12 protein-coding genes are annotated in these 13,679 nt (G+C 71.8%); 8 read left to right on the top strand and 4 right to left on the bottom strand.

All coding sequences use genetic code 11. The annotated features are described in order from the left end of the window. Window positions 1-21 precede the first annotated feature (21 nt). The 5 genes from ACWDU4_RS22280 (at window position 22) to ACWDU4_RS22260 (ending at window position 6,295) form a co-directional block, all read left to right on the top strand. A complete protein-coding gene (locus tag ACWDU4_RS22280; RefSeq protein WP_450116105.1) occupies window positions 22-1,110 on the top strand; it encodes a polyprenyl synthetase family protein in 1,089 nt (362 codons plus the stop codon). Next, a complete protein-coding gene (crtI, locus tag ACWDU4_RS22275) occupies window positions 1,110-2,672 on the top strand; it encodes a phytoene desaturase family protein (RefSeq protein ID WP_450116104.1) in 1,563 nt (520 codons plus the stop codon). The genes ACWDU4_RS22280 and crtI overlap by 1 nt, the downstream gene beginning before the upstream one ends. A 143-nt stretch (window positions 2,673-2,815) precedes the next feature. Beyond that, window positions 2,816-4,372 carry an alpha-(1->6)-mannopyranosyltransferase A gene (locus tag ACWDU4_RS22270; RefSeq protein ID WP_450116103.1) on the top strand — a complete coding sequence of 519 codons (1,557 nt, stop codon included), beginning with the start codon at window positions 2,816-2,818 and terminating at the stop codon, window positions 4,370-4,372. 1 nt (window position 4,373) lies between these two features. Further along, complete coding sequence (locus ACWDU4_RS22265) at window positions 4,374-5,363, top strand: phytoene/squalene synthase family protein (protein ID WP_450116102.1); 990 nt, start codon at window positions 4,374-4,376, stop codon at window positions 5,361-5,363. A 59-nt stretch (window positions 5,364-5,422) separates the two neighbouring features. Next, complete coding sequence (locus ACWDU4_RS22260; protein ID WP_450116101.1) at window positions 5,423-6,295, top strand: hypothetical protein; 873 nt, start codon at window positions 5,423-5,425, stop codon at window positions 6,293-6,295. Between the two features lie 56 nt (window positions 6,296-6,351). On the opposite strand, the gene ACWDU4_RS22255 is transcribed toward ACWDU4_RS22260, so the two are convergent. Beyond that, window positions 6,352-6,717: an Rv2175c family DNA-binding protein gene (locus ACWDU4_RS22255; protein ID WP_450116100.1), complete on the bottom strand. Its 366-nt coding sequence runs from the start codon at window positions 6,715-6,717 to the stop codon at window positions 6,352-6,354. A 123-nt stretch (window positions 6,718-6,840) separates the two neighbouring features. Between ACWDU4_RS22255 and pknB the strand changes: the two genes are divergently transcribed. Further along, complete coding sequence (pknB, locus tag ACWDU4_RS22250; RefSeq protein WP_450116099.1) at window positions 6,841-8,871, top strand: Stk1 family PASTA domain-containing Ser/Thr kinase; 2,031 nt, start codon at window positions 6,841-6,843, stop codon at window positions 8,869-8,871. A 64-nt stretch (window positions 8,872-8,935) separates the two neighbouring features. Continuing rightward, complete coding sequence (locus ACWDU4_RS22245; RefSeq protein ID WP_450116098.1) at window positions 8,936-9,337, top strand: hypothetical protein; 402 nt, start codon at window positions 8,936-8,938, stop codon at window positions 9,335-9,337. Between the two features lie 52 nt (window positions 9,338-9,389). On the opposite strand, the gene ACWDU4_RS22240 is transcribed toward ACWDU4_RS22245, so the two are convergent. From ACWDU4_RS22240 to ACWDU4_RS22230, 3 genes are all read right to left on the bottom strand, one after another. Continuing rightward, window positions 9,390-10,148 (bottom strand): VOC family protein, encoded by a 759-nt coding sequence (locus ACWDU4_RS22240; RefSeq protein ID WP_450116097.1) that lies wholly within the window; start codon window positions 10,146-10,148, stop codon window positions 9,390-9,392. A 145-nt stretch (window positions 10,149-10,293) separates the two neighbouring features. Beyond that, a complete protein-coding gene (locus tag ACWDU4_RS22235) occupies window positions 10,294-11,679 on the bottom strand; it encodes a class II 3-deoxy-7-phosphoheptulonate synthase (protein WP_450116096.1) in 1,386 nt (461 codons plus the stop codon). A gap of 91 nt (window positions 11,680-11,770) precedes the next feature. Next, window positions 11,771-12,262, bottom strand: coding sequence for a polyadenylate-specific 3'-exoribonuclease AS (locus ACWDU4_RS22230; RefSeq protein ID WP_450116095.1), 492 nt, complete (start codon window positions 12,260-12,262; stop codon window positions 11,771-11,773). A gap of 64 nt (window positions 12,263-12,326) precedes the next feature. On the opposite strand from ACWDU4_RS22230, the gene ACWDU4_RS22225 reads away from it, so the two are divergent. Next, on the top strand, window positions 12,327-13,679 hold the full coding sequence (locus ACWDU4_RS22225; protein ID WP_450116094.1) for a glycosyltransferase 87 family protein: 1,353 nt from the start codon (window positions 12,327-12,329) through the stop codon (window positions 13,677-13,679).

Here is a 13,679-nt window from a genome sequence, read left to right as displayed (position 1 = left end):
AGATGCCCTAGGGTGGCCGTCATGAGTACCCCTCCCGATTCGACCACCTCGGTACCCGCGGCCGTCGAGTCGGCACTGCGCACCTTCTTCGACTCCCGGCGTCCGATCACCGACAACATCGGCGGGACCTTCTCCGACGCGGCCGCCGCCCTGGAGGCGTTCGTGCTGCGCGGCGGCAAGCGGGTGCGGCCCGCGTTCGCATGGACGGGGTGGCTCGGCGCAGGCGGGGACGAGCACGGACCGGACGCCGCCGCGGTGCTGCGGGTCTGCTCGGCACTGGAACTGGTCCAGGCGTGCGCGCTCGTGCACGACGACATCATCGACTCGTCCGCGACCCGGCGTGGCTTCCCGACGCTGCACGTGGAGTTCGCGGACCGTCACAGGGTGGGCGGCTGGTCGGGCGATCCGGCGAAGTTCGGCGAGTCGGTCGCGATCCTGCTCGGCGACCTGGCGTTGGCGTGGGCGGACGACCTGATCCGCGAGTCCGGCGTCGACGCGGACGCGCAGGCCCGGATCGCACGCGTGTGGTCCGCGATGCGCACCGAGGTGCTCGGCGGCCAGTACCTGGACGTGAGCACCGAGGTCACCGGTGACGAGTCGGTGGCGGCGGCCCTGCGGATCAATCGCTACAAGACGGCCGCGTACACGATCGAGCGCCCGCTGCATCTCGGTGCGGCGCTGGCCGGCGCCGACGACGCCCTGATCGCGGCGTATCGGGAGTTCGGCACCGACATCGGCATCGCCTTCCAGCTGCAGGACGATCTGCTCGGCGTGTTCGGCGATCCCGAGGTGACCGGCAAGCCGTCCGGCGACGACCTGCGCGAGGGCAAGCGGACGGTGCTGTTCGCGGAGGCGCTGGTGCGGGCGGACGCCTCCGATCCCGGTACCGCCGACTTCCTGCGCCGCGGCATCGGCGCCGACCTCAACGACGACCAGGTGCATCGGATGCGGCAGGTCATCACCGACCTCGGTGCCGTCGAGGCGGTGCAGGCGAGGATCGACGAGCTGACGACGACCGGACTGCGCGCGCTGGACGCGTCGTCGGCGACCGAGGCCGCCAAGGCGAGCCTGCGGGAGATGGCGGTCGCGGTGGGCCGCCGCAACGCCTGATGGTGCGCGCGGTGCCCGGCCCCACCGGCCGGGTGGTGGTGATCGGGGCGGGCCTGTCCGGGTTGGCGGCGGCGCTGCACCTGCGCGGCGCCGGCCGGGAGGTCACCGTCCTCGAACGCGACGCGACGGTCGGCGGCCGGGTGGGCGTCCACGTCGGGCCCGGCTACGAGATCGACAACGGCGCAACGGTTCTCACGATGCCCGAGCTGGTGGACGAGGCGCTCGCCGCAGTCGGGGCGGAACCCGCATCGGTCACCCCACCGCTGCGGATGCGCCAACTCGACCCGTCCTACCACGCCCGGTTCGCAGACGGCTCGGCCCTTCGGGTGTTCGCCGACGAGGAGGCGATGGCCGCCGAGGTCGCGCGGGTGTGCGGCGACGCCGAGGCCGACGGCTACCGCAGGCTGCGGGCCTGGCTGGCGACGATCTTCGGCGCCGACTTCGACAACTTCATGGACGCGAACTTCGACTCGCCGCTGGATCTGGTGCGCACCCCGGCGGCCCGCCGCGACCTGTGGACGCTGCTCCGCCGCGGCGGGTTCGGCCGGCTCGGCCCCCGGGTCGCCCGGTGGGTCCACGACCCGAGACTGCAGCGGATCTTCACGTTCCAGGCCCTGTACGCGGGCGTCGCGCCGTCGCGGGCCCTCGGTGTGTACGGCGCGATCGCGCACATGGACACGTCGATGGGGGTGTACTTCCCGGACGGCGGCATGCGGCGGGTCGCGGAGGCGATGGCGGAAGCGCTCACGTCCGCGGGCGGGAAGGTGCGACTGGGCGCGGAGGTCACGTCGATCGAGTACGACGGAGACCGGGCCCGCCGAGTGCGGACCGCCGACGGCACCGCCCACGATGCCGACGCGGTCGTGCTGACCGCGGACCTCGGCGCCGGTGAGGCGCTGCTGCCGCGGCGGCGCCTGCCCCGCCGCCCGGTGCGGCACTCGCCGTCCGCCGTCGTCGCGCACGGCACGGTCCCCGTGGAGGTGGCGCGGCAGTGGGCGGACAGCGGCCATCACACCATCGACTTCGGCGACGCCTGGGAACGCACCTTCGCGGAGATCACCGCGCACGCAGGCCGGGGCCGGCTGATGAGCGATCCCTCCGTGCTGCTGACCCGCCCGGCGTGCACGGACCCGTCACTGCGGGTGGTCCGCGACGGCGTCGAGCACGAACCGCTGTCGGTGTTGGCGCCGTGCCCGAACCTGCGCAGCGCCCCGCTGGACTGGGACGCCCTCGGTGAGCCGTACGTCCGGGAACTGCTGGGTGTGCTGGAGGCCCGTGGCTACCGCGGCATCGCCGAGCACTTCCGGGTCGACGTCGTCGACACGCCACGAACCTGGGCCGAACGCGGCATGTCGGACGGCTCCCCCTTCGCCGCCGCCCACGTGTTCGTCCAGACCGGCCCCTTCCGGCGCGGCAACCTGACCACCGGCGCCTCGAACGTCGTCCTCGCCGGTTGCGGCACCACCCCCGGGGTCGGGGTGCCGACGGTGTTGCTGTCCGGGAAACTCGCCGCCGCGCGGATCCTCGGCCGTGATCCCGTCCACCGGTCGAACGCCAGGTGAACAGCGACGCGGCGGGCTCGTTTCCCGGGTCCGGCCCCGCAACCACTAAACTGTGTGGCCGTCACCGTTCCACCGCGTCGCGGCGGTGGCCTCGTCAAGCCGATTCGCCGTCGTCCAGCCGAACAGGGGGAGATCAGTAACCGATGTCGTCCCCCACCACTCGGCCGCGTTCGGCGGCCGCGTTCCTGCGTAGCGACGTCGGGCACGCCGCTGTCCTCGGCGTCCTCGGTGCGATCATGATCACCTTCGGCGGATTCGGCTCCGGGGCCGTCCGCCGCCGCGACCCGCTGCTCGAGGCGATGTACCTGTCGTGGCTGCGGTTCGGTCACGGCTTCGTGCTGTCGACGCTCGTCGTCTGGATCGGCGTGCTGCTGATGATCGCGGCATGGGTGCGGATCGGGCGGAACGTACGCGCCGGGCTCGTCGAGGTCGGTGAGCTGCGCTGGGTGATCGCCGCGTGGACCGGGCCGCTGCTGCTGTCGGTTCCGCTGTTCAGCCGTGACGCGTACTCGTACCTCGCGCAGGGCGCGCTGCTGCGGGACGGCTTCGACCCGTACGCCGTCGGCCCGGTGGCGAACCCCGGCATCCTGCTCGACAACGTCAGCAACGTGTGGACCACCACCACTGCGCCGTACGGTCCGGTGTCGCTGCTGCTCGGGCAGGGCATCACCGCGATCACCGGCGACAACGTGATCGCAGGCACCATGCTGCTGCGGCTGACGATGCTTCCGGGGCTGGCGCTGCTGATGTGGGCGCTGCCGCGACTGGCGCGCCAGCTGGGCGGCGACGCGTCGACCGCGCTGTGGCTGGCCGTCCTCAATCCCCTCGTCCTGATCCATCTCGTCGGCGGGGTGCACAACGAACTTCTGATGGTCGGCCTGATGGTCGCCGGCATCACCCTGGTCCTCGACCGTAAACACGTCGCCGGGATCGCGGTCATCGCCCTCGGTGTCGCGGTCAAGGCGATGGCCGGGGTGGCGCTGCCGTTCCTCGTGTGGATCTGGATGATCCACGAACGCGAGCGGGCACAGGCGGAGGGCAGGCAGCCCCCGTCGCCGCTGGTGTCGTTCGTGCGTACCGCCGGCACCGGGTTCGGTGTGTTCGCGGCGGTGTTCGCGGTGTGCTCCCTCGTTGCCGGCGTCGGGCTCGGGTGGCTGACGGCGCTGCAGGGTTCGGCAAAGATCATCAACTGGCTGTCGCTGCCGACGATCCTCGCGCACATCGTCACCGTCTCCACGTCGTGGTTCACCGGCCTGCGCCTCGGCCCGGTGCTCGAGGTGACCCGGGCGATCTCCGCGCTTGTCATGATCGCCACGCTGGTCGCCGTCTGGTGGCGGTTCCGCAAGACCGAGCGCCAGGCGGTGCTCGGCATCCTCGTCGCGCTGGTCGTGATCGTGCTGCTCTCCCCCGCCGCGCTGCCCTGGTACTACTCGTGGCCGCTGGCGATCGCCGCGGGGTTCGCGATGTCGACCACGACGCTGATGGTCCTCGTCGGCCTGTCGACGTGGCTGATGCTCGTGTTCAACCCGGACGGATCGATCGGCCTGTACTCGTTGCCGCACGTGCTGCTCGCGACCTTCGCGGCGGTCGTCGCCGCCCGCTCGCTGGTCACCGTGGACCCGCTGCGGCTGCGCTCGGTGCGGGAGCCGAAGGTCGCGGCGACCACGGCGGACGCGCCGCTCGCACCCGACCGGGCCTGAGATGACCGCGCTGCACGACCCGACTCCCGTCGACCTCGACGGGGCGTACCGGCACTGCCGACGGCTCGCTGCGGAGCACGGCAAGAGCTACCACCTCGCGACCCGGCTGCTGCCCCGACGGGACCGGCCCGCGGTGCACGCACTGTACGGCTTCGCGCGCACCGTCGACGACATCGTCGACGTCGATGCGCTCGCGGGCCGCTCTCCCGCCGACTGTCTGGCCGAGATCGACGCCGTCGAGGCGGAGCTGGCTGCGGCACTGGCCGGCACCGTCGCGGGCGCCCGCCCCGAGGTCCGCGCGGTCGCGGACACCATCGGTCGCTACGGCATCGACCCGGCACACTTCACCGTGTTCCTGGCGTCGATGCGGATGGATGTCCCGGGTGCACCGGAGTTCCGGGCGACGTACGCGACGATGGCCGACCTGCGGGAGTACATGCGCGGCTCGGCCGCCGCGATCGGCCTGCAGATGCTGCCGGTGCTCGGCACCGTCACCCCGCCAGCCGAGGCCGAACCCGCCGCCGCCGCGCTCGGCGAGGCGTTCCAGCTGACGAACTTCCTCCGCGACGTCGGCGAGGACCTCGACCGGGGCCGGATCTACCTGCCCGCCGACGAACTCGCCGCGTTCGGTGTCGACGCCGACCTGTTGCGGGCCCGCCGCGCCGACGGGCGGCCGGACCCGCGGATCGCCCGGGCCCTCGCCCACCTGATCGCGATCAACCGGAACTGGTACCGGGTCGCGGAGCCCGGCCTGGCGATGCTGTCCCCCCGCGCGCGGCCCGGCCTGGTCGCCGCGTTCGAGCTGTACTCGGCGATCCTCGACGAGATCGAAGCCGGTGGCTACCCGGTCCTGCGGCGGCGAGTGGTGGTGCCGCGCCGCCGGCGGATCTCGATCACGGCGCCGCGGCTCGTCGGCTCGCTCGCGGTGCCCGCACTCGGACGGGTCCGCCACACCGCGAGCCGCCCGGCCGCGCCCGCCCCCGCCGAGTGAGCGCGGTCGATCGTGGACGCGGGCGGACCTGACTCGGCGCCGCGGCGATACTGGACGGTGTGGGTTCCACCGTCGACCCGAACTCCGACGACATCACACGGTCGCCGTGGCTCTATCCCGGAGCCCGGCCGACGCGCGGCGGGCTTCTCCACGAGCGGGGCTACGACCGTCTCGTTCCGAGCGAGGGAAACAGGCTGGGCCGAGCGCGGGTGCGATCGGGCGGCGACGCGCGGTCGGTCACGCTCGAACACGCGCTACGCGCATCGAATGCCGCCGGTGTGGACAACCGCTACCTGGTGGTTGCCGTGGGCTGCAACGCCTCACCGGGGGTAGTTCGGCGCAAGTGCGCGAGCGCGGATGTCGACACAACCGTGCCGTTCTTCCGGGCCACCGTCGACGACCTCGAAGTGAGTCACAGCGCGCATGTCAGCAGACCCGGCTACGTCGCCGCGACACCGACGTACCGTCCGGGGGCGCGGGCGGCGGTGTTCGTTTCGCTCCTCGATCGGGCGCAGCTGAGCTGTCTCGACGCGACGGAATCGAACTACGTCCGTCGGCTGGTCCCCGCGGACAAGTGTCGCTTGACCCTCCAGGGCCGCGAACGGCCATCGGCCTTTCTGCTCTACACCTCCGGTTGGGGTGCGCTCGCACCACCGGGTGAGCTCCCGCTTCCGCTACAGACGCAGGAGGCACTGTTCGAACGGCTGTTGCGCGATTGCCCGGATTTCGCAGCCCTGGTCGGGGACCGGCCGCCGTGTCGGCGTGTGATGCAGTTCCTGGAGCAGGACGAGAAGCTCCGGGAGGCCGCCCGCGCGGTGCTGGCGCGCTGGGCGGTTCCCGGCGGCTTCGAGGACTGCCCGGCCGGCTCGACGCCCCGCTACCGTCAGCTCACGAGCGAATGGTCCGACACCACCGGTGCCGTCGACCGGTGACGCCGACGCCACGTCCACCCTCGTGGCGTGCCGCGGCGCCCGGCCGGCTGGGGGGGTCAGAAGGCCATCGCCTGAGCGCGCCTCACGACCTCACGTGCCGAGTCGGTGTGCATCGCGTCGATCGGCGTGCCGGGCAGGGTCTCGTCCTCGGTGAACAGCCACCGCAGGATCTCGGCGTCGGTGTAGCCGCCGTCACGCAGCACCATCAGCAGTCCGGGCAGGAGTCGGACCACGTCGTCCCCGGCGAAGAAGGCCTCGGGGACGGAGATGATGCCGTTGCGGCGCACCGCGATCAGCTCGCCGTCGCGCAGCATCTGATGCACCTTGGTGACCACCAGGCCGAGCACCTTCGCCACATCGGGCAACTGCAGCAGCGAGACACTGGGATCGAGGACGTCGTCGGTGTACGGAATGGCACTCACACCCGTAACCGTATCGGGTTCGGCCACCCGGTGACGCCGCTGGCTACCATCGATCCGGACACTGCCGACCGCCCGACCGGAGCGGACGACTCGGCGACGACGAGGGAGACGAGGTAAACGCGGGTGGGGCCAGGTGACCAGCGGCTGATCGGCCAGCTGATCGAACGACGCTATCGGGTGGACGCCCCGATCGCGCGGGGTGGCATGTCGATGGTCTACCGGGGAATGGACCTTCGGTTGGATCGGCCGGTCGCGATCAAGGTGATGGACCCCAAGTTCGCGCAGGACCCTCAGTTCCTGTCCCGATTCGAGTTCGAGGCGCGCGCGGTGGCCCGGCTGAGTCACCCGGGGCTGGTCGCGGTCTACGACCAGGGCATCGACGGGGAGCACGCATTCCTGGTGATGGAACTGGTCGCGGGCGGCACCCTGCGCGAACTGCTGCGCGAACGCGGTCCGATGCCTCCGCACGCCGCGGCCGCCGTCGCCGGACCGGTGCTCGATGCGCTCGCGGTGGCCCACCGGGCCGGGCTGGTGCACCGCGACGTCAAGCCGGAGAACGTGCTGATCTCCGATTCCGGCGAGGTGAAGATCGCCGACTTCGGGTTGGTCCGCGCCGTGGCCGGATCGAACGCCACGTCGTCGAGCGTGATTCTCGGCACCGCCGCCTACCTGTCCCCCGAGCAGGTGACCTCCGGCAACGCCGACGCACGCAGCGACGTGTACGCGACCGGTGTGCTGCTGTTCGAAATGCTCACCGGCAGAACGCCGTTCACCGGCGACACCTCGCTGTCGATCGCGTATCAGCGGATCAACGCCGACGTGCCGGCACCGAGTTCGGCGATCCCCGGCGTGCCAGCCGAGTTCGACCGCCTGGTCCTGCAGGCGACCGCGCGCGACCCCGAGGACCGGTACTCCCATGCCGGGGAGATGGCCGCCGCCCTGCGCGGCGCGGCGCGTCAGCTCGGGCTGCCCAGCTACCGGGTGCCCGCGCCCCGCAGCTCGGCCCAGCACCTGAGCGCGGCGAGACAGGTGGCGGGTGCCGCCGCACCCACCGAGGTCGCCGGCGCGGGCCCGAAGGGCGCAGCCCCGACGGAGGTGACGTCGACGGCGACCGCGGTCGTCGCGCACCCGGGCGTCGAGCACGTCACCCCGCAGCCCACCAAGGTCGTCACCACGCAAACCCATCGCGAGGCAGTGGAGCCCGCGCCCGACGACGACCGACACCGACGCGGACCTGCGCAGTACGAGTACCCCGATTTCGCGGCCGACCGGGCCCGCTCCCGCCGCGCGATGCTGATCTGGCTGACGGTGATCCTGCTGCTCGCCGCGTTGGTCGGCCTCGGCGGCTGGTGGCTCGGGTCCGGGCGTTACACATCGGTTCCCTCGGTCGCCGGGATGGACCGGGCCGCGGCCACCGCGGCGATCGAGGCGGCCGGGCTGTCCACGGAGATCCGCGGCGAGTACTCGGACACCGCCGCGACGGACGTCCTCCTCGGCACCGACCCCGACTCCGGCGCCCGGGTGCCCCGGGACGGTTCGGTGGCGGTGCGGGTCTCCCTCGGCAAGCCGGCGGTGCCGAATCTGACCGTCGGTGCCGATGTCGCCGCTGTGGAGGACTCGTTGCGAGCCCACACCTTCGTTCCGGTGGACGGCGGCGAGGCGTTCAGCACCAAGGCCCCGACCGGTGCGGTCGCGGCGCTCGAACCCGGCCCCGGCACCGTGCTCGCGGTCGGCTCCCAGGTGAAGGTGATCCGCAGCAAGGGGTCACCGCCCGTCGAGGTGCCGAACCTGCGCGGCAAGAGTGTCGACCAGGCCCGCGCGGCCCTCGACGCCGTCGGGATCGTCGTCTCCGACACCCGGGAGGTGTTCGACAGCGGGGTCGACTCCGGCGACGTGGTGGGCACCGAACCGACGTCGGGCAGCCGCGTCGGCGCCGGCTCCAGCGTGACGCTGACCGTCTCGACCGCGGTGAAGGTGCCGTCGATGATCGGCCGCTCCGTCGGCTCCGCCCGCGACGAACTGGTCGGGCTCGGTCTCGAGGTGCAGGTGCGCCAGGTCTCCGAATCGGATCGGTCCCTGGTCATCAGCCAGAACCCCGGCTCCGGCACCCGCGTCGAGCCGGGCAGCACGGTGACGCTCACGGCGCTGCCCTGATCCCGCGGGGTAACGCGCGCGCCGCGCGCCCCGACAGGCAGGACAACCCACCGGAGGAGTCCCGATGTCCGTTCGCCTGCGTTCGTTCACTCTCGCCGGTCTCGTCGCCGCGGCCCTGATCGGTGCCCCCGCCGCAGCGAACGCTGCAGACGAGTGGCCGCCGATTCCGGACTACCCGTCGCCGTCGGTCCCGTTCGGCAACACCCACTTCCTGACTCCGGACAACCCCGAGTACTGGAACCCGTTCGTCGCGAAGGACCGGCTCACCTCCCCCTACGGAACCAGCACCCGCATCGTGTGCACCGCCTTCCACGGAGTGCTGACGGGCTGTTGGCAGGCCGACCGGGACGGCAACCCGCACGAGCTGGTGCGGCTGCCTGCCGACTTCCCGAACGTGTCCGGGTCGAGCCTGCCCGGTGGCGGGCCCGGGCACTACGTCTACCCGGTGTGGAGCGCGGGCAGCTGAGCCGCACCCGCGTCACCCCCGCGAGCGCGTCGGCGCTGTGACGTGAAGGGCGTCAGCGCGCCGGAGTGTAGATCGCGAACGCGCCGCCCTGCGGGTCGGTGAGCACCGCGAAGCGGCCGGTGCCGGGGATGTCGGTGCCTGGAACGTGCACCACACCGCCAAGCTCGGTGGCACGGGCGGCGGATGCGTCGACGTCGTCGACACCGAAGTACAGCGCCCAGTGCGGCGGGATTCCCTCCGGAAAGTCCTCGCCCATCGCCATCATTCCGCCGAAGTCCTGGCCCGCCACTCCGAACTGGGTGTAGCCCTCCCCCGCGTTCACCGTCCAGCCGAACACCTCGGTGTAGAACTTCTGTGCGGCGGCGGTGTCGCGAGTGCGCAGTTCGATCCAGCACAGCGCGCCGGTCTCGTTCAGCCGGGCCGCGCCGGAGAAGGTCTTCGCCTGCCACAGCGAGATCACCGCGCCGGTCGGGTCCGCGAGGACGGTGAACCGGCCGAGGTCGAACACATCCATCGGCTCGGCGAGCACGGCGCCACCGGCCGCGGTCGCCTTCGCGACGGTGGCGTCGACGTCCGCGACCGCGATCGACGCGGTCCACGCGACGGGCTGGCCCTCCTGGTGGAGCGGGCTGGCCGCCGCCACCGGGTCGCCGCCCAGCAGCTGCATCGTGTAGCCGCCCGCCTCGGGGTTGGGGTTCGCCTCCGGCGTCCAGCCGAGCAGTGCCCCGTAGAACGCGCCGGCCGCCGCGACGTCGGTGGTGCCCAGTTCGGCCCAGCAGGGGGCGCCGATCTGCGTTTCGGTGATCTTCATGATGCGTGCCTCACTGTCGGTGTCATCGATCACCGCGACCGTAACGCCGGGGGCCGACACGTTTCGACCCGAACGCGTCGACCCCGCACGCACCTCGGCCCGCCCCCGAGAATCCGGGACGGGCCGAGGCGGGCACGAACGTTGGTCAGCCGCGCAGCATTTCGGCGACCAGGAACGCCAGCTCCAGCGACTGCTGGGTGTTCAGACGCGGATCGCACGCTGTCTCGTAGCGGCCCGAGAGGTCGACGTCGGAGATGTCCTGGGCGCCGCCGAGGCACTCGGTGACGTTCTCGCCGGTCAGCTCCACGTGGATGCCACCCGGGTGGGTGCCGAGCGCGTTGTGCACCTCGAAGAAGCCCTGGACCTCGTCGACCACCCGGTCGAAGTGCCGGGTCTTGTATCCGGTGGACGATTCGTGGGTGTTGCCGTGCATCGGGTCGCACTGCCAGATCACCTGGTGCCCGGTCGCCTGCACCTTCTCGATGATCCCGGGCAGCAGGTCGCGCACCTTGCCGTTGCCCATCCGGGAGATCAGCGTCAACCGGCCCGGCTTGTTCGTCGGATCGAGCCGCTCGACGTACTCGACGGCCATCTCGGGTGTGGTGGACGGGCCGATCTTCAGGCCGATCGGGTTGGCCATCAGCTCCGCGAACGCGATGTGCGCGCCGTCGAGCTGACGGGTGCGGTCGCCGATCCACAGGAAGTGCGCCGACAGGTCGTACAGCTTCGGGTGGTCACCCGTCTCGTCGAGACGCAGCATCGCCCGCTCGTAGTCCAGGACGAGGGCCTCGTGGCTGGCGAAGATCTTCGCGGACTGCAGGTTCGGGTCGACGACGCCGCAGGCGTCCATGAAGCGCAGACCCCGGTCGATCTCGGCGGCGAGGGCCTCGTACCGGGCGCCGGCGGGCGACGACGCGACGAATTCGCGGTTCCAGTCGTGCACGCGGTGCAGGTCCGCCTCGCCGGCGGCGGTGATGGCGCGCACCAGGTTCATCGCGGCGCTCGCGTTGGCGTAGGCGCGGACCAGCCGCGACGGGTCGTGCACGCGGAGCGCCTCGTCGGCGACCAGCGAGTTGACCATGTCGCCGCGGTACGACAGCAGGCCGAGCGAGTCGGTGTCGGACGAGCGGGGCTTGGCGTACTGACCGGCGATGCGGCCGACCTTCACCACCGGGAGCGAGGCACCGTAAGTGAGCACAACGGCCATCTGCAGCAGGGTGCGGATGTTGCCCTTGATGTGCGGCTCGGTGTTGTCCGCGAAGGTCTCCGCGCAGTCGCCGCCCTGCAGCAGGAACGCCTCGCCGCGGGCGACGGACGCCAGCTGCGCCTGCAGGTCCTCGACCTCGCTGGCCACCGTGATCGGCGGGACGCTCTCCAGGACGGTGCGCATGGCGGCTGCCTGATCGGCGGGCCACGACGGCTGCTGCGCGGCGGGCTTGCTCAGCGCCTCGTCCAGCTTCTGTCGCAGCGCCGCGGGCAGCGGCGGAAGTTCGGGCAAGCGGTCGATCGGCACGTCGACTGTCCAGTTCACCTGTCCAGGATATTCGGTCACCGTGGTGACCGACACGGGTGGGTGTGATCGACGCCCGACCGTGACCGCAGGCGCCGAGGACCCGCCCGGCTCAGCGCAGCGTCGAGGCGATCCGGATCGCCTCGAACTTCGCCAGGTTGTGCCGCGCGTCGGCGAGCGCGTCGTGGGCGTCGGCAGGGGCGGCAGGCAGCGCGGGCCGACCCGCGTCCTCCCAGTACTGCTTGAGTTCTCGCGTGAACCGGGGCATCGACTGCGGCAGCGCCGTCATGTCACCCCACAGCTGACACAGGGCCACATGGTCGTACGCGGCAACCCACGCCCACAGTTCCGGCACCACACCGGGCCGCGGGATCAGGAACTTGAGCAGGTCGTCGCGGAGTTTATCGCGGCTCTTCCACACCGGCGACGACTGCGGCGGCAACTTGGGAAGCACGTTGCTGCGCACCCATTTGCCGGCCCGGGTCGCGTCGAACTCGGTGGACACGGCGTAGAACTCGCGACCGTCCTCGGCGGCCACACCGATGGAAACCAGGTCGATTGTGCGACCATCCTCGATGAACTCGCAGTCGTAGAAGTAGCGCACGACGGGCAACCCTATGCGCCCGGCACACTGGTGATGCGACCGCCCCCGACCCGAAGGATGACTGGTGCCGACTCCCCGCGACCCCGGGCCCACCGCCGACCCAGCCGGGGCACCCGCCCGCGACCTCACCACGTCAGCGGAGTCGACGGACCGGACCTGGTTCCCCCGCGCCGGCACCCCGGCCGGTGCCGCGCTCCGGATCACGATCGCGGTCGCAGCGCTGGTCGGCATCGCCTACAACCTGGTCGGGTTCCCGTGGCTGCGCGACCTCGGCGACTACTACCGGATCGACCTCGACGTCTACCGGCTCGGTGGCACCGCCCTCGCCAACGGCACGGCGCTGTACGGCGAGATGCCGCCGACCGCGCTCGGGTCCCTCCTGCCGTTCACCTATCCCCCGCTCGCCGCGATCGTGTTCAGTCCGCTGTCGGCGATCAGCCTGCACCAGGCGGGAATCGTCCTCACCGTCCTCTCGCTGGCCGCGCTGCTGGCCACGGTCGCGCTGACCCTGCGCTCGCTCGGAGTGATCGACCGCCGGGTGGCGGTGTGGACGGTGCCTGCGGTCTTCGCCGGCGCCCTGCTCCTCGAGCCGGTGTACTCCACCCTCGACTACGGGCAGATCAACATCGTGCTGATGGCCCTCGTGGCTGCGGACTGCCTGCTGCCGCGCACGCCGTGGCCGCGAGGACTGCTGGTGGGCCTCGTCGCCGCGATCAAGCTGACCCCGGCCGTGTTCGTGCTGTACTTCCTGCTGCGCAAGGACATTCGGGCGGTCGTCGCCACCGCGGGCGGGTTCCTGCTCGGGACCGGGCTTGGGTTCGTGGTGTGTTTCTCCGACGCCAAGCAGTACTGGACCGAGACCCTGCTGGACTCGAACCGGATCGGCCGCCCCGCGTACGCGGCGAACCAGTCGCTGACCGGGATGCTGGCCCGCCTCGGGCTCGAGGGCACGGCCCGGTCGGCGGTGTGGCTGCTGTGCTGCCTGCTTGTGCTGGCGATCGCGGTGGTCGCGGTACGGCGGACCCTGGCGGCGGGGCATCCGGTTCTCGCGTTGACCGCGACCGCGGTCCTCGGCCTGCTGATCTCGCCGGTGTCGTGGTCGCACCACTGGGTGTGGGCGGTGCCGCTGCTGATGGCTCTCGGGCACCTGGCGCTCGGCCGGGCCCGACAGGAACCGGGCCGGCGGGCCCTGTGGACCGGGTGGACGCTCGGCGGGATCGCGCTCCTGGTGCTCGCCCCGCACTGGCGGCTCACGCCGGGGCGGACCAGCGGCCTCGGCTGGCCGCTGTGGGACCAGTTCCTGGCGTCGTCGTACGTGTGGTGGGGCGTGGCGACGCTGGCGCTGCTGGCCTTCGTCCGGCTGTCGGCACCCGCGGCGGCCGAGGCACCGGCGGCCCAGCCGGTACCGGTGGCCTGA

The organism is Rhodococcus sp. NPDC003348 (genome assembly GCF_053589375.1).
Note: the sequence above shows the minus strand (reverse complement) of the source record. Positions and strands in the feature narration are given on the sequence as shown.